This is a genomic window from Corynebacterium amycolatum SK46 (genome assembly GCF_000173655.1).
Classification (GTDB): Bacteria; Actinomycetota; Actinomycetes; order Mycobacteriales; family Mycobacteriaceae; genus Corynebacterium; species Corynebacterium amycolatum_A.
Map to the genome: position 1 here is coordinate 67578 of NZ_ABZU01000003.1, position 19429 is coordinate 87006.

At 59.8% G+C, this 19429-nt stretch carries 19 protein-coding genes; 2 read left to right on the forward strand and 17 right to left on the reverse strand.

Annotation, left to right across the window (positions count from 1 at the left end):
• Positions 1 to 3: 3 nt before the first annotated feature.
• From CORAM0001_RS03580 to dacB, 17 genes are all read right to left on the reverse strand, one after another.
• On the reverse strand, positions 4 to 543 hold the full coding sequence (locus tag CORAM0001_RS03580; RefSeq protein WP_005510230.1) for a DUF2617 family protein: 540 nt from the start codon (positions 541 to 543) through the stop codon (positions 4 to 6).
• Between the two features lie 11 nt (positions 544 to 554).
• Positions 555 to 1169 (reverse strand): DUF4178 domain-containing protein, encoded by a 615-nt coding sequence (locus CORAM0001_RS03585; RefSeq protein ID WP_005510127.1) that lies wholly within the window; start codon positions 1167 to 1169, stop codon positions 555 to 557.
• Positions 1170 to 1340: 171 nt separating this feature from the next.
• On the reverse strand, positions 1341 to 3518 hold the full coding sequence (locus CORAM0001_RS03590; RefSeq protein WP_005510223.1) for a PhoX family protein: 2178 nt from the start codon (positions 3516 to 3518) through the stop codon (positions 1341 to 1343).
• A 259-nt stretch (positions 3519 to 3777) separates the two neighbouring features.
• A complete protein-coding gene (gene panD, locus CORAM0001_RS03595; protein WP_005510194.1) occupies positions 3778 to 4200 on the reverse strand; it encodes an aspartate 1-decarboxylase in 423 nt (140 codons plus the stop codon).
• 137 nt (positions 4201 to 4337) lie between these two features.
• A complete protein-coding gene (panC, locus tag CORAM0001_RS03600; protein ID WP_005510078.1) occupies positions 4338 to 5456 on the reverse strand; it encodes a pantoate--beta-alanine ligase in 1119 nt (372 codons plus the stop codon).
• 97 nt (positions 5457 to 5553) lie between these two features.
• On the reverse strand, positions 5554 to 6474 hold the full coding sequence (locus tag CORAM0001_RS03605) for a Rossmann-like and DUF2520 domain-containing protein (protein ID WP_005510213.1): 921 nt from the start codon (positions 6472 to 6474) through the stop codon (positions 5554 to 5556).
• Positions 6475 to 6538: 64 nt separating this feature from the next.
• Entirely contained in the window at positions 6539 to 7798 is a 1260-nt protein-coding gene (locus CORAM0001_RS03610) for a DUF6779 domain-containing protein (protein WP_005510099.1), read from the reverse strand.
• Positions 7795 to 8301 (reverse strand): DUF3180 domain-containing protein, encoded by a 507-nt coding sequence (locus CORAM0001_RS03615; protein ID WP_005510112.1) that lies wholly within the window; start codon positions 8299 to 8301, stop codon positions 7795 to 7797. Before CORAM0001_RS03615 ends, CORAM0001_RS03610 begins: the two co-directional genes overlap by 4 nt.
• A 2-nt stretch (positions 8302 to 8303) precedes the next feature.
• A complete protein-coding gene (gene folK / locus CORAM0001_RS03620; protein ID WP_005510148.1) occupies positions 8304 to 8816 on the reverse strand; it encodes a 2-amino-4-hydroxy-6-hydroxymethyldihydropteridine diphosphokinase in 513 nt (170 codons plus the stop codon).
• A complete protein-coding gene (gene folB / locus CORAM0001_RS03625; RefSeq protein WP_005510214.1) occupies positions 8813 to 9217 on the reverse strand; it encodes a dihydroneopterin aldolase in 405 nt (134 codons plus the stop codon). The genes folK and folB overlap by 4 nt, the downstream gene beginning before the upstream one ends.
• A 4-nt stretch (positions 9218 to 9221) precedes the next feature.
• On the reverse strand, positions 9222 to 10163 hold the full coding sequence (gene folP / locus CORAM0001_RS03630) for a dihydropteroate synthase (RefSeq protein WP_040361117.1): 942 nt from the start codon (positions 10161 to 10163) through the stop codon (positions 9222 to 9224).
• Between the two features lie 86 nt (positions 10164 to 10249).
• On the reverse strand, positions 10250 to 10825 hold the full coding sequence (folE, locus tag CORAM0001_RS03635; protein WP_005510157.1) for a GTP cyclohydrolase I FolE: 576 nt from the start codon (positions 10823 to 10825) through the stop codon (positions 10250 to 10252).
• A 9-nt stretch (positions 10826 to 10834) separates the two neighbouring features.
• The gene (ftsH, locus tag CORAM0001_RS03640) at positions 10835 to 13519 is read right to left on the reverse strand and encodes an ATP-dependent zinc metalloprotease FtsH (protein ID WP_005510184.1); all 2685 of its coding nucleotides are present in this window, start codon (positions 13517 to 13519) and stop codon (positions 10835 to 10837) included.
• Positions 13520 to 13788: 269 nt separating this feature from the next.
• The gene (hpt, locus tag CORAM0001_RS03645) at positions 13789 to 14373 is read right to left on the reverse strand and encodes a hypoxanthine phosphoribosyltransferase (RefSeq protein WP_005510094.1); all 585 of its coding nucleotides are present in this window, start codon (positions 14371 to 14373) and stop codon (positions 13789 to 13791) included.
• Positions 14374 to 14494: 121 nt separating this feature from the next.
• Complete coding sequence (gene tilS, locus CORAM0001_RS03650) at positions 14495 to 15568, reverse strand: tRNA lysidine(34) synthetase TilS (protein WP_244261984.1); 1074 nt, start codon at positions 15566 to 15568, stop codon at positions 14495 to 14497.
• Positions 15561 to 16841, reverse strand: a complete 1281-nt coding sequence (locus CORAM0001_RS03655) for an amidase family protein (protein ID WP_005510150.1) — start codon at positions 16839 to 16841, stop codon at positions 15561 to 15563. Before CORAM0001_RS03655 ends, tilS begins: the two co-directional genes overlap by 8 nt.
• 48 nt (positions 16842 to 16889) lie before the next feature.
• The gene (dacB, locus tag CORAM0001_RS03660) at positions 16890 to 18374 is read right to left on the reverse strand and encodes a D-alanyl-D-alanine carboxypeptidase/D-alanyl-D-alanine endopeptidase (RefSeq protein ID WP_244261985.1); all 1485 of its coding nucleotides are present in this window, start codon (positions 18372 to 18374) and stop codon (positions 16890 to 16892) included.
• Positions 18375 to 18498: 124 nt separating this feature from the next.
• Here dacB and CORAM0001_RS03665 point away from each other — a divergent pair, with 124 nt between their 5' ends.
• Both CORAM0001_RS03665 and CORAM0001_RS03670 read left to right on the forward strand, forming a co-directional pair.
• Positions 18499 to 18972 (forward strand): inorganic diphosphatase, encoded by a 474-nt coding sequence (locus CORAM0001_RS03665; protein WP_005510088.1) that lies wholly within the window; start codon positions 18499 to 18501, stop codon positions 18970 to 18972.
• A 153-nt stretch (positions 18973 to 19125) separates the two neighbouring features.
• The gene (locus tag CORAM0001_RS03670) at positions 19126 to 19422 is read left to right on the forward strand and encodes a rhodanese-like domain-containing protein (protein WP_016421494.1); all 297 of its coding nucleotides are present in this window, start codon (positions 19126 to 19128) and stop codon (positions 19420 to 19422) included.
• Positions 19423 to 19429: the final 7 nt, after the last annotated feature.

The window sequence follows — 19429 nt, forward strand, 5'->3', positions numbered from 1 at the left end:
GACTCAGGAACCTCCCTTTACGCGGTCTGCCTCAGCCCCGTGGATACCAGCAACGGCAGTCCAAGTATTCGACGTCCACACGAGCTGCCCCGGCGGGTAGCCGTGCCACGTATCCCAGCGATACCCCTGCTCAATCGGCTCCGCGGACAACACAGTCAGCGCGCCGGGAGAACCGGGAAACTCTGCGACGACCGAATGGGGATGCCCCGCTCCGAACTCACGCCGTAAAGCATTTGCGCGCTGAGCGAAAGCTTCTGGCGAGAGGTTCTCCACACGAGCTTTCACCATCACTCCCGCCCCGCTCAGGGGCACACCGTGTGATGCGGTACAGGAGATCTCTTCGGTAAAGGACGGATTCTCCCGCTTACCGACGAAAACCACATGCGACGCTCCGAGGACTCCGAGTGTCAACGGCGGTGTCGTGCCGTCGGGGTGAGAGATAACCGCCTCGCAGAGGGTGTCCGGGACTTGGCCGTCAAAAGCAATGCGGAGTTGCTCCGCAGCTGTGTCTTTGAACGGCACATCTAGAATTGCCAGCGACATAGCGACCGCCACTAGCGATTGTCCGCGTCCGGATTATGGTCCGGCGCCGCCATAACATCAATCTCACCGGGGAGAATCCTAATACCGGTGGACGCCTCCCACATCGAGTCACCGTAGCGTTCCAGTCCGAGCAAGCGACCGTCACCGGACTTGTAGTCGACAAAGTCCGTAGCCCCCTCGGGCGGCAGCCCAGTAGTTCCGATCGCGGTGTAGCGGGCGGTCCCGCGTTCTTCCTCCCAGTACTCCACACCGTCGACAACGATGGGATTAGCTGGTTCGAAGCTACCTGGAAGCTTGCGCCACCAGGTGAGGATGACTTCACCCTCATCTTCCTCAACGCCGAACCAAGAACCATCTGCCCCACCGTCGACGAGATGCTCCCACCAGCGGAACGGCCCCTGAGAGAGCTCAAGTGATCCGCGCACAACATGGGAGGCACCACCGTAGTTCAGGATTGCGCCCGGCGCGACGGAGGTTGGGCCGTACTTGCGGTACTCATCAGTCATCAGCGGATCGACGAAGCGCTCCCGATCAGAACCCGGAACCTGAGTATTCCGACGCGCTACAACAACGACGATGACACCGATGACAACGAGGATGATGCCGATTATGACAATGCTGTTCACTAGGATTAATCCCATCGATAGTGCGGTGGCGCTGAGAAAAACGCCCGATTACTAACTTTCTACCGAACACAGTCGCGGCGCGTCGTCGAACAATATTTTCGTTCGAGACGCGCCGCGATAGGTCTACGCGCTAATCCGCGCGTATTTGCTTAGCTCCTTGCCAAGGGCAACCTACGCACCAATCTTCTTACCATCAGTGCGGACAACCTGAACGACTGCCGGGCGTGGCTGCTCCTTGCCACCGTCCGGCCAGTGCGAGGTCGGGTTGGTGGTCGGGTCCGGGTTGTCGCCGACCGGATGCCCCTGATCCGTCTCGATTTCGCCCGGGTGCTGGACGTTGACCATCACGCGGTTGGAGAAAATCTGCGGACCACAGGTCTCAGCAGCAACCGGAACAGTCAGGAAACACTTGGTCTCACCACGACGCTCCCCCTCAACAGCAACGGCGAACAGGCCGTCGTTAGAGTCCAGAGCGTTACCGTCAGTGGAAATCCACAGGTTGCCGTACTCGTCGAATGCCAGATTGTCCGGGCAGGAAATTGGCGAGACCGATTCCTTATCGAAACCACCGAAGTAGGTGTAAGCCTCGTTCGGGTCACCACAGACCAGCAGGAGGTTCCACTTACCCTTGGTGCCAGCGTGGTCATCTTCCATCTCCAGAACAAGGCCATTCTTGTTCTCAGTGACGGGTGCAACCTCGACGGCGTCGGCAAGCGGACGACCCGCACCATCAGTGCGTTCCTTGCCCTTGTCATCCTTCTCACCGGCCTTACCGCGGTACTTGTTGTTAGTCAGCGCCACGTAGACCTTGCCGGTCTTCGGCGATGGCTCGATGTCCTCCGGACGGTCCATACGGGTGGCACTGACCTTGTCACCTGCGATGCGGGTGTAGATACAGACCTCTTCTGCACTCATGCCGTCGACGTGGGATTCGTGCTTGCCGTCGGCCTTTGCAGTCATCAGCGGAAGCCACTCAATGTCACCGTCGAAACGGCCGTCCTTCGGCAGCTCACCGGAGCCGTCAATCTCGGACTCGGAGTTACCGCTGAACTTACCGACGTAGAGCGTGCCCTCAGACAGAATGCCCATGTTGTGCTTGAGATCGCCCTCCTTGACCTTGCGGGAGGAGACAAATTTGTAGACGTACTCGAAGCGCTCATCGTCGCCGGAGTAGCACACGACCGTGCCGTCATCGGTAACGTGAATCTGACCAGCCTCGTGCTTGAACCGCCCAAGAGCAGTGTGCTTAATCGGAGTGGAGTTTGGGTCAGACGGATCGATTTCTACGCACCAGAAGAATCGGTTCGGCTCATTCGGTTCCTTGGAGACATCGAAGCGATCGTAGTACTTCTCCCATGCGCGGTCAGACAGCTCCTTGTTCTTGACCGAGTAGCGCTTGAGCTTCTTAACAGCTTCCTTGTCCTCGAGCTTCTCAACGTTTCCGAAGTACTGGTCAACGTTTTCCTCACCGGACAGGTAGGTACCCCACGGAGTAACACCACCGGAGCAGTTGTTCAGGGTGCCCTCAATCTTCATACCGGTCGGGTCAGCCTTGGTCTTCAGCAGATCGTGACCAGCAGCCGGGCCGTCAACTGTGAACTCGGTGAAGCCAGTAATGCGACGGTTACGCTTGTCGCTCAGAATCGGCTTCAGGAATCCCTTGTCATCCTCTTCCACAGCAAGGATGGTCTGGCCGTGGGCAGCCAGTCCGATGTCGACCTGCTCCTTAGTAGCATCTTCTTTCTTGTAAGCACGGAACATCATCGGCTCGGTGGTGTACTCGTGCGAGCAGACGTACAGCAGTGTGCCGTCTTCAGCCTTAATCAGGCCAGCGAAGTCATTGTTGAATCCGAACTGCTTCTTCTGGTTTTCCGGAGTCTGCTTGTCAAAGTCGAACTCCGGGCCACCCTCGTGGATTGGGTCGCCCCAGCGAATCAGAACATTCTGCTCGTAGCCGTCCGGGATAACGACTGCGTCTTCCGTGTTCGGCTTAACGGCGTCGAAACGCATACCCTCCGGCGATTCGCCCTTGCTACCGTCACCGGCAGCGGCGGTACCGGAGGCATCGGAGCCACCTGCGGCGCTGCCCGAACCGTCAGAGGAGCAAGCGGCCAACACGGCGCCACCGCCGACCGCAAGAGCACTAGCACCAGTGACCTTCAGTGCAGCGCGACGGGAGAATGCGCGCTGGGAGAATGCCTCCTTCGCGACATCACCGAAGTACTCGTTGTCAGAGAACTCATTCGGGGCATCGTCAGCACAGGCATTACCACACTTGTAAGTGCAGGTCAGGGAGCTGCGAGAGGTAGCAAAAGGATTTGTCAGCAGATTCTTGCCAATACGAACCACGGGGAGACCGCCTTTGTATAGCTTCGACTAGGTGAGGAAATGGAAAACTAAAACTTTTAGATCCTCTAAGAAGCTAAGGACGTTGCGTTACCTTTCGGTTTCTAAAAATCAACTCGCCAATGAGCTTTAGCTGACGGTCTAATGACTTGCGCTTTAACGCAAAGTAAACACCCTGGTGTTGTGGTTTTCCCGCTCGACTTTTCTCTCCAGCTACCTCACACACTACACAGTCGAGCCCTAGCTCTGAGGGCTACGTGGACTAGCCCTGGTTCTCCGGGCTACGCGGATTCTTCAAATCAGAACCATCCGGCACATCCGCCGGGTCATTGCCACTTTCCAGAATTTTGTTGTCCTCATCGACGAAGATGACATTCGGCTTGTAAGCACGCGCCTCAGCGTCATCCATCATGCCGTAGCCGATGATAATAACCAGATCACCCGGCGAAATCAGACGAGCGGCGGCACCATTGATGGAAATGATGCCCGAGCCGCGCTCTCCGGTAATGCAGTAAGTGGTAAGCCGGTTGCCATTATTGATATCGACAATGTCGACGGCTTCACCTTCAAGCAGGTCGGCCGCTTCCATCAGATCAGCGTCAATCGTGCACGATCCAACGTAGTGAAGATCAGCCTGAGTCACCGTGGCACGGTGAATCTTGGACTTCAACATAGTGCGAAACATGAAAAAGGTAGGTCCCTTCCTGGATTTGTCCCCTGGATGCTTGCCTACCGCGGCACCCCTTAGCGTGGCAGGTTATTAGTCGGCACACTATAATACGACAACTTCCCAGCCACGAGAAACTACTTCTAAAAGCCGTCCTACTCGCTGTCCTGCTCAACGCCAAAGCCAGCGTTCTTCAGAGTTTCTCTGCTGGACTCATCTTTCAGACGCGCATCTCGAGCAGCACGAACCTTTTCCTGCAGCTCAGCCAACTCAGCGGCCTCTTCCTCAGTCAGTTCGCCGTCCAGTCCCGCCGCCGACAGAGCCGCCGACGCAATTTCGGCGTCCTTCTGATCGAGCTGCCCGAAACCATTTGCTGAATCCGGGCGCGGCGCACCCAGAATCAAGCCAACATTATCAATGAGACGAGTAGTGCCGACCTTCGCAGCAACCAGCAGGCGAGCTTCAGTCTCCTGGCTGTCGCCGCGCAACGCCTCGTCGGAAAGCGGGGCAAGCGCAGCGTCACGCAGCTCCAGGTAATCCAACTCGACTTCAGGCTGGCTGGCGAGCACACCACGCGCGGTCTCCAGCACAGCATCCGCACCACGGTCCGCGACAAAAGCACCGGCAGTCAGCGCAGCGGACAGGGTTACTGCGAGATTGCGCTGCTCCTCGGACAGGTAGCGGTTGCGGGAGCTCATAGCCAGCCCATCGGCCTCGCGAATCACCGGTACACCGTGCAGCTGCACCGGCATATTCAGGTCAGTGACCATCTGCTGCATCAGGCACAGCTGCTGGTAGTCCTTCTCACCAAAAACGGCATCAGTGCAGTTGGTGATGTTGAAAAGCTTGTTGACCACCGTCAACGCACCGGCAAAGTGCCCCGGGCGAGTAGCTCCTTCGAGCTCCGAAGCCAGCGGCCCTGGCTGCACGGTCGTGCGGAAACCGTTGGGGTACATCTCCTTCGCGTTCGGAGCAAAGACCAGCTCAACACCGACAGCGCGGAGCTTCTCAACGTCTTCCTCCAGAGTGCGCGGGTAGGCGTCAAAGTCCTCCCCCTCACCGAACTGCAGCGGATTGACGAAAATCGACACCACCACAACAGCGCGCGGCAGCGTCTTCGCGGCCTGTACTAGTTCAAGGTGCCCCTGGTGTAGCGCACCCATAGTAGGTACGAGCACCACCGGCCGCCCAGTCTTCCGCAACGCACGGGTGACCTGCGCGATTCCAGCAATAGTCTTGTGAACAGTTGTCTCTCCGGCGGTATACCCCGTCATGTTTCCTCCGCGTTCAGATCTACCGGACCAAACTTTTCGCCCGACGGCAATACCTTACGCCACATCCCGGATGACCAGAACAGCCAGCCCGCTCAGCTCATCGGCGTAGGTACCGCAAAACCTCGTTGGCGCCGCGCAGCTCGGCGATACGCTCGGCAAGAGCCAGGTAGGCGGTTCCCATTTCCGGCGCCACCGCTTCAATTTCACGTTCGTGCTTGACGACGGTCCCAAGGTCGTCCCGCGTCACCGGGCCAGTCAGCCCCCGGGAACCCCACCTCAAGGCATTGTCCAATGAAGCTTCCAGCAGTGGGCGGAGCAGCTCGGCGGCCTGGCCTCGACGCAGCTCAGCTAGGTCGGTGTCTTCGGCTGCCGCATCTCCGCCGATAGTGGTTGCCAACATTTCTACTGCATCGACCACAACTGCACCCAGACCGTTTGAGCCGTGGGCCATAGCCGCGTGATAGAGGCCGCGGTGCCGTTCGTTGATGAACACCGGACGACCGCCGAGTTCGCTAATGAGCAGTTCACTGACTGTTTTCGCGAGCTCGTCCCCGACCGTGATGCCCCATGGGCAACCGGTCAGGAGCTCGGAGTCGTCGTCAAGCCCTGCGAACGTCATTGCAGGATGGGCGGCGATGGTCAGCGCGCCGGTGAGTGCGACCGGATCGAGCACCGCACGCCCGAGGGAACCAGAAGTATGCATGACGATGCGCCCGGGGCCGACGTAGCGGGCGACTTCCTCGGCGACCTCTGCGATGACGCGATCCGGCACGGCAATGACGATGAGCTCGCAGGTGGAAGCTGTGTCGGCAATACTACTGACCTGTGCGTTCGGGAGACGTAAATGCGCTCGTGTGACAGATTCTGGTGAGCGCGCGACCACGTGAGTGACACGATGCCCACAGCGCTCTAACGCCTGGCCGAGCGCGACCCCGACTTTTCCGGCAGAAATAATCCCCACCGTCAACCGCGGAGCGGTTGTCCGATGGGGATGGGAATCATGCTGGCTTTGCGTCATGACTGACTAGGTTAGACCAAACCAGCTATGTGCGGTGAGTAGGCCGCGCACACTCGGTAAGCGACTAGGCTTCTTCGTCCTCGCGCTGCTCCCTCTTCTTGCGCATCTGCGCCATCAGCTCAGCAACCGTCAGGCTGCCCTTGTTGTCCTCAGCACGACGCCGACCGTGGCTTGCAAGCTCCTGCGCCGGAGCCTGAGCTGGCTCTTTTGCGAGGTCCTCATCGCGAATGGCCTGCAGCTGGCGAGTCGGAGAGTCCGAGGCGTCGTCCGATTCCGGCGCAGCGAATGGGTGCCATGCACCGTGTGCCTCGTGAGCGCCGCCCTGAGAATCATCTTCTGCGACATCCTCGGCCGGGGTTTCCATCCAGTTGATGGCGCGGAAAGAGTTAGTGGAGAACTTCTCCTTGGCAACGGTTTCGTCATCCTTGGAATCGGCGACTTCGTGGACGTCAACAGGCTGACCAGACGGCGAGAATGTACGGCGCATGTCGGTGGCCTCAGCATCTTCAACCGGCGAAGCGGAGGAAGCGGAGCCCGTGCCACCGTGCTGCGTATGAGCGCCAACAGTGCCGTTAGCGGTCATCTCAGCGCGGTGGGAAGTTGCGCGTGGTGTCGGCCGGTCGTGACCGGTCGGGTCCTTCATCGGTGAGGCCTGCTGTGGCGAGTCGAGCTCACGCAGACGCTCAGCCTGGGCGCGAAGGGCAACCTGCTCGTCGTCGAAATCCTCCCCCATGAACTCAGCAAGCTGGGCGCGCAGTGCAAAGACCTCAGCGCGCAGCGCCGCAATGTTGTCATCGTTATTGCCCTCAAGCGAGTCCAGGTAGTTCTGCTCGAGAATCAGTTCCTGCTCACGGTGAGTGGCCAGCTCGCGGTCAAGCTCCACCTTGTGCAGCTCCTCGATTGTCTCCAACCGCTTGCGCTCCAGCGCAATGGTCTTGCGGTATCGAGTCACCAGCACAGCCCCGATAACTGCCGACCACAACGCCAACAGCACGGCGACCTTCATCCATCCGGCAGAGGCGGCAAAGAGCATAACGATACTGGCAATCACCGCGAGCACCAGCAGCACAACCATGAGAATGACGGCGGTTTTCTCCGTCATACCGTCGGTAGATCTGGATTTCGTCACATCATTGCTCTGCTCATCTGCATATGCCGCATCAGCCCCGGAGTTAGCCCCGGCGGAGTAGCTTTCGAAGGCTGAAGAAGGCGACGGAGACGGAGACTCGGCCATATCCGACGAAGTAGGCGCCGCGTCGCTCTGAAAATATGCGGCATCACCCGAGCGCTTCGGGTCATTACCGGCGTTGGAGAGGTCAGTCATAACTCCCACCCTACCGAGTTAGTTCCCATTTCCCCGTTAGGAGGCGAAGAATTTTCGCCATCAGTTGGCAATTGGCAAACTTTTTCCAGCCACAGCCCCGCTGCAGCGAGCAAAATGCCGGATACTGTGCCGGCAATCATGATCGGTCCGTCGGCCTGTGCGGCCGCAAGCTCCGTCCACTTCGGCAAGGCCCACAGCACGCCACCGGCGTACAAACCTCCGAGAATCGCACCCAACCACGCGGATGCCGTACCGACCACCAGCCATCGCGACAACGTTAACGGCTGCACCTGGCTGCGATCCTGCCCGACCTTCCCTTCTTCCAGTACCGACTTAATCCACCGCGCTGCTGCCACACAGACAGCTGTGAGCAACCAGGGAAACCCAAGGTCCCACCAACTTCGTGGCCCGAGCGCACCGAAAAACTGTGCCAGAATCATCCATGACGCCAGCGCCAGAACCAGCGCAGATGCTGCCAACGTAATCGGTGAGGTCGGTTTCATCTCTAGGCCTCTTCTCCATCCGCGCTGTCTGCTAGGCGCACCGCGTTTACGTCTTCAGGTGCCAGCTTATCGACGAGTTCCGCGACCCGAACTCCCTCCAATTCGGCATCCGGGTCGGCATCGAGCCACGGCACCAGCACAAAAGCACGCTCAGTTGCCCACGGATGTGGCAGGGTCAGAGTCGAATCGGCCGAGATGATCTCCTCGCCGGAGTCCTTGTCGATGATCTGCACGATGTCCACGTCGAGCGCCCGTGGCCCCCAGTGAATTTCGCGCACTCGACCAGCGTCATTTTCCAGTTTCCAACCAGCTTCCAGTAGCTCCACTGGTGTCCGGGACGTATCGACAATGAGCACGGCATTGAGGAAGTCACCCTGCTCTACCCCACCCCAAGGCGGGGTGGCATAAATCTTTGAGGCTGCGACCAATTCATCGGCGAAGAAGGCCTGCACACCAGTTAGGTTTTCTCTCGCGCGGTCCATGTTCGCGCCGATAGAAAGAACTGCGCGAATCATGCCAACCGCTTCTTCCGCGAACGGCGGGCTGTCACCGCAGCGTCATCAAAGTCGAGCGGAATGGGCGCATGCGGTTTGTGAATGGTCACTTCCACCGCATGTAACAGCGGGGACAATCCGCGTTCGGCGCGGGCATCGTCGTCGGCAAGCACTGCTTCGGCAATCTCGGTCGCGACGGTCTCGATGAGGTTGCGCGGAGTGCCGGTCAAGATTCCGTGCGCTGTGGCTGCGATGTCGGCGTAGTTGACGGTGTCGTCCAGCTCGTCACTGGCAGCGGCACCGGAGAAATCCAGCCACAGAGTGACGTCACAGATGAAGTCCTGGCCATCGCGGCGCTCGAAGTCGAGACAGCCGTGGTAGCCGTGGGCTTTCAGACCTTTGAGTTCAATGCGATCAGCCACTGATTTACTCATCTCCTTCCAGAGCCGACTCGGCTGGCGATCCAGCAAGCGACTCATCGTGCTGCGCAGCGCGGTTAGAGCCACCTTCCGGATAGTCTCCGGCCGCGGTGTAACCGGTCAGTGAGCGGCCAAGGTTCCATGCCTGCGCCACCCGCACTGCGTCGAGGTTGTCGGCCACATTGTGAACTCGAACCGCCCATGCGCCCGCCGCTGCGGACAGCGCGGAAATTGCGGTAGTCGCAGCATCAGCCTGCTTTGGTGCGCGTGCCTCACCGCCAACGGCGGCGGCGAAACGCTTGCGGGAAGCACCGACCAACACGGGGAAACCGAGGTCAATTAGCTCCGGCAGGCCGTGAAGGAGCGCCCAATTGTCATCGGCGTTCTTGGCAAAGCCCAGACCTGGGTCGAGGACAATATTTTCCTCGACGATGCCGGCGCCCATGGCACCGTCGACAAGCTGAAGCAGGTGCTCACGGACATCGGCGATAATGCCGTCCGGGTGAGTTTCGGCGCGCCCAGAAGCGGAGCCGAAGCGGTCGGTCTTCCAGTGCATCAGACAGATGGACACATCGGCATCGGCGCAGACTGCGTACATGTTGGGGTCTGCGAGACCGCCGGAGACATCGTTGATGAACACCGCGCCCTCGGCGATTGCAGCCTCTGCGACACTTGCGCGCATAGTATCGACGCTAATCAGGTGCCCCTCCGACGCGAGCTCGCGGACCACCGGCACGACCCGGGCAATTTCCTCATCCTCGGAAACACGGTGTGCGCCCGGGCGAGTGGACTCACCACCAATGTCGAGAATGTGCGCGCCTTCAGCGAGCAGCTCGTACGCATGGGCAATCGCCGCGTCGAAGGTCTTGTACAGGCCGCCATCGGAAAAACTGTCTTCGGTGACGTTGACAATGCCCATCACCTTGCAGAGCTGATTCGCGATACCCATCTCCGCCTGCTGACCTGCCTGCGCTTGCAAGGGGGATTCAATCACCTTGTTGTCCAGCCTTTCCAATCGACCATTTAACTGTTGCGTTAGCTCTTGCGGATCAACGCCATTGCCTCTGCACGCGAACGGGCATCCGTCTTGAAACCACCGCGGACGGCTGACGTCACCGTGCGAGCACCCGGCTTGCGGATACCGCGCATGGCCATGCAGAGATGCTCCGCTTCAATGACGACAATCGCCGAGGCCGGATCCAGCCGCTCCACCAAGGCATCCGCAACCTGACTGGTCAGCCGCTCCTGCACCTGCGGGCGCTTCGCATAGCCATCGACCAGACGAGCGAGCTTGGACAGCCCGGTCACACGACCGTCCTTGCCCGGGATGTAACCAATGTGAGCAACGCCGAAGAACGGTACCAAGTGGTGCTCACAGGTCGAGTAAATCGGGATGTCCTTGACTAGAACGAGTTCCTGATGATCCTCGTTGAAGGTCTTCGCGAGCACCTCAGACGAATCTTCAAACAGGCCCGCGAAAACCTCACGGTACGCTCGCGCCACTCGCGCCGGTGTCTCTTTCAGACCTTCCCTGTCGGGATCCTCACCGACGGCAATCAACAGTTCACGAACCGCAGCCTCGGCCCGCTCCTGATCGAATTCGCGCTCCATGATGTGTACTTATCGCTCCTCGTTGGTGTCCGGCTTGTCCTGCCAGGCGCTGTTGTCGTCGTTTCGCTTGACGACGCCGTCCTTATCCGAATCGTGCATCTGTGCACCCTTGTCATCGGAGTTGTCGGCGCTCTTCGCGTTTTCCGAACGTTCTGTGTATTCCGGCTGCTCGTTATCCGGCAGGCGGAATCCGCGCAGCTCCTGCTGCTGTCCCGCCGACGGCATCACGGTAGTCGGGGTGGCATCGCTGCCAGAGTTGTCCTGGCGGTGACGTCCACTCTTCCTGTCCCACGGCATCTTCGGCGGGGCAGGGATATTCGCGGGGCCGTTGCCACCGTTGCTACCAGTACCGGTTGCCTTCGAGCCGAAGTCCGGTGAGCCTGCCGGGTAGTTAGCAGTGCCCGGGTGCTGGCCACGCCCGTTGCCCTGACCTTCCTGCGAACCCGGCTGGCTCTGTCCCTCCGGGCGAGGAGCCGGCGCCGGTGTCGGTGCCGGTGCCGGCGCGGGAGCCGAACCGTGCGGGCTGCCGGTATCCTTCGGCGGCCAACCTGGAGCGGTCCAACCAGCCGGCGGTGGGGTGCCACCGTAAACCGGAACATTCGGTCGGTCCTGCTGGGCGCCCGGCAGACCCGGGGTACTAGCATTACCGGTACCAGCGGAGCCTGCTGGCCCCTGACCGTTGCCGTTGTTGCCCGCGTCCTGGTTTTCCGGTTCGCGGCGACGCACCGGCGCGAAGATGTTGACACGCTTCGGCGGTTCCTCGCCGCGCTCGATTGCCAACTCCACCGGCGTCTTCACCGGCTCGCGACCATCGGCCGGGTGCTTGGTGTCGCTGTCGAAGAAGTTCAGGCGCTCACGCGGAACGACATCGGTGAAGATAACTTCCAGATCCGGACGACGCAGGGTCTCCTTCTCCAGCAGTTTCTCAGCCAGAACATCGAGAGTGTCGCGGTTTTCCTTCAAGATGGCGTAGGCCTCGTCGTGAGCCTTACTAATCAGCAAACGAACCTGCTGATCAATGGTTGCTGCCACCTCTGGCGAGTAGTCCAGAGAGCCGCTGCCACCGCGGCCGACGAACGGGTCGCCCTGCTCCTCTCCGTACTTCACCGGGCCGAGCTCTGGCGACATGCCGTACTCAGTCACCATGGCGCGAGCAATCTTGGTGGCCTGCTCAATATCGGCAGAAGCACCGGTCGTCGGCAGTCCGAAGACCAGCTCCTCGGCAGCGCGACCGCCCATGGCGAAGACCAGACGAGCAAAGAGCTCTGGCAGGTTATACATGCCCTTGTCGTCCTCGGGGACGGTCAGCGCATGGCCACCAGTGCGACCGCGAGCCAAGATGGTGACCTTGTAAACACGCTCAATGTCCTTCAGCGCCCACGCGGCCAGGGTGTGGCCGCCCTCGTGGTAGGCGGTGACCTTCTTCTCCTGCTCGGAAATCACCTTGGAGGTACGGCGCGGACCACCGATAACTCGGTCGACTGCCTCTTCCAGCGCATCCGCAGTAATGATGTTGCCGTTGACGCGAGCGGTCAGCAACGCCGCTTCATTCAGCACGTTCTGCAGATCAGCACCGCTCATACCGGCGGTGCGCTTGGCCAGCGATGTCAGATCCGCATCCGGCCCCAGCGGCTTGTTCCGAGCGTGGACCTTCAGAATTGCCTCGCGGCCCTTCAGGTCTGGTGCACCCACCGGAATCTGTCGGTCAAAACGGCCCGGGCGCAGCAGCGCCGGGTCGAGAATATCCGGACGGTTGGTCGCAGCCATGATGATCACACCCTGGCGATCACCAAAACCATCCATCTCCACCAGCAGCTGGTTCAGGGTTTGCTCACGCTCATCATGGCCGCCGCCCATTCCGGCACCACGCTGGCGACCGACGGCATCAATCTCGTCGATGAAGATAATGCACGGGCTGTTTTCCTTGGCCTGATTAAACAGGTCACGGACACGAGAGGCACCGACACCGACGAACATTTCGACAAAGTCCGAACCCGAGATGGTGTAGAAAGGCACTCCTGCCTCACCAGCGACGGCGCGGGCCAGCAAGGTCTTACCGGTACCGGGAGGACCGTAGAGCAGAACACCACGCGGAATCTTCGCGCCGAGCTCCTCGTAGCGAGCTGGGTGCTGCAGGAAATCCCTAATCTCGTCGAGTTCCTGGACGGCCTCATCGGCACCAGCAACATCCTCGAACGTATTGGTCGGGGTCTCCTTGTTCAGCAGCTTGGCACGGTTTCCGCCGAAGCCGAACATGCCGTTCTTGCCGCCTTGCATGCGGCTGAAGAAATACATGATGACGAAGAAGAAGATCACCATCGGCAGCAGGAAGCCCAAGGTGGACATCAGGAAGGATTCCTGTGTGACCTTGGTATCGAACTTCTCCATGCCCTTGGCGGCAGCGACCTTGTCAAAGACCTGGTCGGTCGCACGCGCTGGGTACTTAGTCATCACCTTCGTGACGTCCTCAGTACCCTCGACCTCTACGCCCTTCTTCAGGGTGAGGCGAATTCGCTGTTCGCGATCGTCAATCTGAGCTTCCGTGACATTACCCTTGTCCAACTGGGTCAGGGCAACGGACGTATCCACCTCGCGGTATTCCCGGGAATCATCCGCCAGCTGGGTAATAGCAAAGAGGATGATCAGGATGATGCCGGCAACGGTGGCAAACCGGAACACCTTTTTCTTGTCCATACAGTGGGTTCGCTTTTCGCTCTCTACATCTATTAGTTGCTTTTATTAATTGTACGCATCAACGAGTTCTTCTCGAAGACACATCAATGACACAACGTGGGGCCAGGGCTCATGGCACCTGACCCCACAGTAGGCATAACGCATCGCAACCGAAAAAAGTTTCCAACTCCTACTTTTCATAGCTAGAAGCCAGCTAGAACTGCGGGAGGGTACGCGCGCAATGCCCGTCGTAAAGCATCGGCACTGTGCAATAAACGCCGAAGACAGACCTAGCCCTGGTAAACGCGCGGGTGAAGCGTGCCGACGTACGGCAAATCGCGGTAGCGCTCGGCGTAATCCAGGCCGTAACCGATGACGAACTCGTTCGGAATGTCGAAGCCAACATCCGCAACATCCAGGCTGGTGCGCACAGCCTCCGGCTTACGCAGCAGCGTAATGACCTCCAGGGAGCGCGGATTCCGGTTGCGCAGGTTCTTCATCAACCAGGACAGGGTCAGGCCGGAGTCAATGATGTCCTCGACGATCACAACATCGCGTCCCTCAATATCGCGATCCAGGTCCTTCAAAATACGCACCACGCCTGACGACGAGGTGGAGTTTCCGTAACTGGAAACCGCCATGAACTCCATCTGGCTGGGAATGCTGAGCTGACGAGCGAAGTCAGTCAGGAAGAACACCGCACCCTTGAGCACTGCGACCAGAATCAGATCGCTATCGGCATCCTTGTACTTCTCATTCACACGATGCGCCATCTCGGCAATGCGAGCATGCAGCTCCTCTTCGCCAATGAGAACTGCCTCTACCTCATCGCCGTAGGGGTTTGCGGGGACGTTGAAATCCTTCACATCATGCATCGCATTTCCTTTCCGCACTTCTATGGCGGCGTGTCGATGGAGCGTAACTGCCCCAGTGCAAGTTCGGGGTTAAGGCGACTGATTGTTCTCAGCCGCCGGAAGTTGGATTGCGGCACCCTTCTTAAGGCACCGCGGGACGATTCATTACCAATTGTAGAGTGCCATCTTTTCGCTCAACGACCAACCTGGCATTTCTGTCAGCACCATCGCGACCGCGGGTCACCGGCACTTCGCCCTGGCCGTGATAGCGGTGCACAAGCGCCATAACCATATCGATTTGTTTACTGCTGGGCTCCGCCCCCGCCTGTCTCAACCAACGAGCGAGGACGCGCACCGCGATGGCGTCGTCAAGCTCGGCCACCCCTCGCACAGACAGACTCCCGCTTGCCGACGTCACTTCCTCCCCCAGCAGCGCATGCAGAGCCGAGTCGGCATGAGCGTCCAAAAAGTCATTGTCGACTGCTGCAATCGCCGCAGTCTTAGCGAGATTTTCCGCAACTCCCGGACCCAGCTCCTTCTCCAGCAGCGGCAAAATCGTCTTTCGAACCCGGACGCGGGCGTAATGGTCGTCATGGTTGTGCGGGTCGTGCCAGACCTTCAAGCCCAGCTCTTCGCAGCAGAGCTGCGTGTCGGTGCGTCGCACGCCGAGCAGCGGGCGCAGAATCCGAGTCCCGTCCGACCACGTGAGGTTGTCGCGGATGGCGGACAGCGCCTGCGGACCGCCTCCCCTGGCCAGCCGCAGCACAACTGTTTCCGCCTGGTCGTCCAAGGTGTGGGCGAGCATCAGCGCCGCACCTCGAGATTGGGCGACCTCCCGTAGCACTGTGTGTCGTGCCAAACGCGCCTCGTATTCGGGACCACGGTCGGAATTGTTGTTGATATCGACCGCGATAACCTCGGCCGTAGCCCCCATCTCCCGAGCCATGTGGGCGGCACGCTCGGCGACTTCTGCAGAGCCCTGCTGAAGCTGATGATCCACAACGACGGCGTGGACTTTGCGGCCGGCCAGCGCACCCTTGGGCCCGAGAGCCTCCGCACAGGCTCCGGCGGTCAGGGCGAGTGAATCCGCACCTCCGGAAAGCCCAATGACGACACCACTGCCTAGCTCCTGCCCCACCTGCTGCACTATCGCGCGGACAGCTTGCCGAATGATGAGGAAATGAGGGCTGCGGTCCGGCCAAAAAGGTCTAGCCAACGTGCCCACCACTTGCGATGGTTTCCATCGCGGTAAGCAAAATTCGCTCCTGGGTCGGGCGCGCAATCAGTTGCACCGGCAACCCAGAGGTCGGTTCCACAACGATGCCAGCCGGGAATCCCAGGTAATTCCACGTCGAGACGTAGGGAGTGAAGCGCAGATTGGACAGCAGGTTCACAATCCAGGGCATACGATGCCATGCGCGGATCCGCGGGGGATTCTTGGCCAGAGCCGGGGTAATCAAAATGGTGTCACCCGGCAGCTCACGCTCGATGCGGGCGCCATCGCGTGCCACCTGGCGACCATTGATTGTGAAACGCAGCAAGCGACCAATGCCGGCGTGGACTCGGTTGCGCCACTCCAGGTGATCAGGGCGCGGCTCGTCGCGAAGTTGATCTGCCACCCCCGCAGTCCAGCGTGCGAGCATCGGCAGCGGGTTCAGCGGGTACGGCATGTTCTTTTCCGTGACGGCAAAGCCCTTGTCCGCGAATACTCTCGCCGCCTGTTGCGCCGCATCGACGTACTCCGGCGCAGCCTTCAAACCGAATACGGGTGCAGTGGTGTCTACGCTGACGGCGAAGTTTTCAGGAAGGGTTTTCGCCGGATCCTCCGCATCCACCATGCCATTTGTGAGGATCTTGGTAATCAGGCGCAAGTCCTCGTTGTTGACCGTGAGCACCCCTTGGACAGACATTCCGTACCAGTCATTGCCTCCCACGCGCCCCGGCATTGTTCCCGGGGTCGCCTTCAGGGTCGAAAGCCCGCAGCACGCTGCAGGGATACGCAGTGACCCCATGCCGTCGTTGCCCTGCGCAAACGGAACTATCCCAGCGGCGACAGCCGCTGCGGAACCACCGGAGGACCCACCCGGAGTGTGCCCCGGCAGAATCGGATTGTCGACGGCCAGCCCCGGCAGCGTCGTCGTCCCCCACGTACAGAACTGCGGATTCACCGTAGTTCCCACCGCGATTGCACCGGCGCTAGTCAACTGCTGGACAAACGGGTTCTCTAGAGCGGTGTTTTCCTTCAGCGCGAATGGCACACCTGCGAGCGGCAACTCCGAGAGTTTCCCGTTTTGCTCGAGTTCCCGCGCAGCCTGCAAAGCCCTATCCGCCCACACTTCACGGAAGGCATGAATCCCTCCATCCAGTCTGGCGATAGCGTCGAGACTGCGCTGCACGCTGTCCACCGGGCTTAGCTTTCCCTCGCGAACCTGTGCGGCAATCTCGTGAACGGTTGGCAAGTTCCTAATCGCGGAAGTGTGAGAGGCCATTGCGGATTCATCTCCTCAAATTATTTTCAGCGGCAAATGAATCTCAGTTTAGATATCCGCAAGGGCGCTCGCTGCCTTATCGGCCGCAGCTCTTGCCGGCAACAGGCTCGCCTCGTTGGAGATCAGTGCGAACGTCAGCACCTGTCCCGACTTCGTCACCACATATCCCGCCAACGCCGAGGCTTTATTCAGCGTGCCCGTCTTCGCACGGACGATGCCCGCCCCGGACTGACCAGCAAAGCGCGTCGCCAGAGTGCCGGACACCGCCGCCACCGGCAGGCTATCCAGCAGTGGGCGCAACCGCAACGCAGTGCTTTCCGACGACTCCTGCGACTCCGCCAGTCCCCCCTGCTCGGCCGACTCCACCGGACCCGCGGCCGAATTGAGCACCTCGGAGAGATGCTGCGGAGAAATACGGTTATCAGTGCTCAGGCCGCTGGAGTCCGACAGCACCGCGCCATCGAGAGGAAAACCGTGCTCCGCGAGAGTGTCCCGCACGGCACGTGCGGCACCCTCAAAGGTCGGCGGCAGGCCGCGAGAGATAGCCACCTCACGGGCAATGGACTCAGCAAGCACGTTGTCGCTGTAGTTCATCATCTCGTGCACACGGGTAACCAACGGAGCCGACTGCACCAGCGCGACGGGGTCTGGATCCAGAGGCGGTGACTGACCATCCTTGGCCGCATCCCTCAAGCTGCCTCCGTTTTCCGCACCAAGCGCCTTGGCCAGTGCATCAGCGGCATCCGCAGCCGGTGTGGCGCTGCGCTGCGATTCTTCATTCGTCGGATCGATACGACCGGCGTCCATCATCACCGACTCCACCGGTGCGATGTAGCCGTCCTCCAGCCCCGCGCGCTCCCAGGTCTCGTGGAAACTCTCAGTGAATAGAGAGTTGTCGAGATAAACCTTGCCGACCCCCTCCGGAATGACCACGGAAATCTTTTTCGCCAACTCAGCGATGGAAGCCGAGTCCTGGAAGAACCCTTCCCCGTCCTTGCTTAAAGTGGGGTCGCCCCCGCCGTGCAAAACGATGTCATTAGTCCCCGTGACCCGGGAGACGCGGGTGGAAACCCGATGATCTTCACCTAAGTCCAACAGTGCGGCAGACGCGGTGAGAATCTTCATGCTGGACGCCGGCATGGCCACCGCGGTGTCATTAATCCCCCACAGTTTCTGACCGGTCGTAGCGTCGCTGACAATTCCATGCAGCTCACCGAAGGCTGGATCGGCCGCAGCAGCGTCCATGATGGCGCTGACTTTTTGGGCCAGAGTGCCGTCGTCAAGCGAAGACTGTGCAGCCGTCACGGGAGCAGAAACATGACTGACGGCCGGCGGCGCATCGACCACAATCTGACGATTGTTATTGACGACAACCGCTACGCCGCCGCCCGCTGCGATAACGAGAACACCGGCGATGGCACCGCCGATTTTCAGTCCGTGCGACTTCTTGGATGTGCCGGATTTTACGGAACTGGGCGATTTTTGCGTGCCCTTAGCGGCGGTTTTGGAGCTGTCAGAGTCGGTACTACCCACGGTCACAAACACCTTCTTCCTGAAAACAAAACCTCACTTAAGGTGCACAAATAAACGGTTTTGAGCGGGTTTCGCATAAGATAGCCGTCAGAGAAGTGTACACCGATTATAAGGAGTCATCGCCGTGAGCGTTGAGGTCACTATTGAGATCCCGAAGGGTCAGCGCAACAAGTACGAAGTCGACCACGAGACCGGCAAGGTCTACCTCGACCGCTACCTGTTCACCCCAATGGCCTACCCGGCCGACTACGGCTTCATCGATGAAACCCTCGGCGAGGATGGCGACCCGTTGGACGCTCTCGTGATTTTGCCGGAGCCGGTTTTCCCGGGCGTTATTGTCAAGGCTCGTCCGCTCGGCGTTTTCAAGATGACTGACGAGGCCGGCGGCGACGACAAGCTGCTGTGCGTCCTGGATGATGTCCGCTTCGATCACTACCAGGACATCGACGATGTTTCCCAGTTCACCAAGGACGAGATTGAGCACTTCTTCGTCCACTACAAGGACCTGGAGCCGGGCAAGGAAGTTTCCGGTTCTGGTTGGGGCGACAAGGCCGAGGCTGAGCGCATCCTGGCTGAGGCTATCGAGCGACACAAGTAAGAGCCACAAGTAAGAATTGCGCTGACCAATCCCCGTTCCTAGGGCGCGTACCTTTGACGCAGTTCCTGTGATTCAGCGCTACGGCCGTCGGAGTTTTCCTCCGGCGGCCTTTCTGCTTCCGGCGATAAGGCCGGATTGCGTATAGTGCGCACTATGGAAACCGTAAACGTATCTGAAGTACCCGAAGACGCACAGATTATTGATGTCCGCTCACAGATGGAGTGGGATGACGGCCACGCCACCGGCGCCGTTCACATCCCCATGGAAGAGATTCCGTCCCGCTACGGCGAGCTGGATTTGGATTCCGACATTTACCTGATGTGCCGCTCCGGTGGACGTGCCGCTCAGGTTTCTTCTTGGTTGGAGAAGAACGGCATCGACACCATCGTCATCACCGGCGGCATGATCGACTGGGAGCACTTCGGCCGCCCGATGGAGAAGGCCAACTAAATCAACT

Coding starts and splice junctions, on each gene's coding strand:
- panC (WP_005510078.1), bottom strand. CDS start 5,456: ATGACGGGGTATACCGCCGGAGAGACAACTGTTCACAAGACTATTGCT.
- folP (WP_040361117.1), bottom strand. CDS start 10,163: ATGGGTATCGCGAATCAGCTCTGCAAGGTGATGGGCATTGTCAACGTC.
- CORAM0001_RS03580 (WP_005510230.1), bottom strand. CDS start 543: ATGTCGCTGGCAATTCTAGATGTGCCGTTCAAAGACACAGCTGCGGAG.
- CORAM0001_RS03655 (WP_005510150.1), bottom strand. CDS start 16,841: ATGGCCTCTCACACTTCCGCGATTAGGAACTTGCCAACCGTTCACGAG.
- CORAM0001_RS03615 (WP_005510112.1), bottom strand. CDS start 8,301: ATGAAACCGACCTCACCGATTACGTTGGCAGCATCTGCGCTGGTTCTG.
- CORAM0001_RS03610 (WP_005510099.1), bottom strand. CDS start 7,798: ATGACTGACCTCTCCAACGCCGGTAATGACCCGAAGCGCTCGGGTGAT.
- hpt (WP_005510094.1), bottom strand. CDS start 14,373: ATGCATGATGTGAAGGATTTCAACGTCCCCGCAAACCCCTACGGCGAT.
- folE (WP_005510157.1), bottom strand. CDS start 10,825: ATGGAGCGCGAATTCGATCAGGAGCGGGCCGAGGCTGCGGTTCGTGAA.
- ftsH (WP_005510184.1), bottom strand. CDS start 13,519: ATGGACAAGAAAAAGGTGTTCCGGTTTGCCACCGTTGCCGGCATCATC.
- folK (WP_005510148.1), bottom strand. CDS start 8,816: ATGATTCGCGCAGTTCTTTCTATCGGCGCGAACATGGACCGCGCGAGA.
- CORAM0001_RS03670 (WP_016421494.1), top strand. CDS start 19,126: ATGGAAACCGTAAACGTATCTGAAGTACCCGAAGACGCACAGATTATT.
- CORAM0001_RS03605 (WP_005510213.1), bottom strand. CDS start 6,474: ATGACGCAAAGCCAGCATGATTCCCATCCCCATCGGACAACCGCTCCG.
- panD (WP_005510194.1), bottom strand. CDS start 4,200: ATGTTTCGCACTATGTTGAAGTCCAAGATTCACCGTGCCACGGTGACT.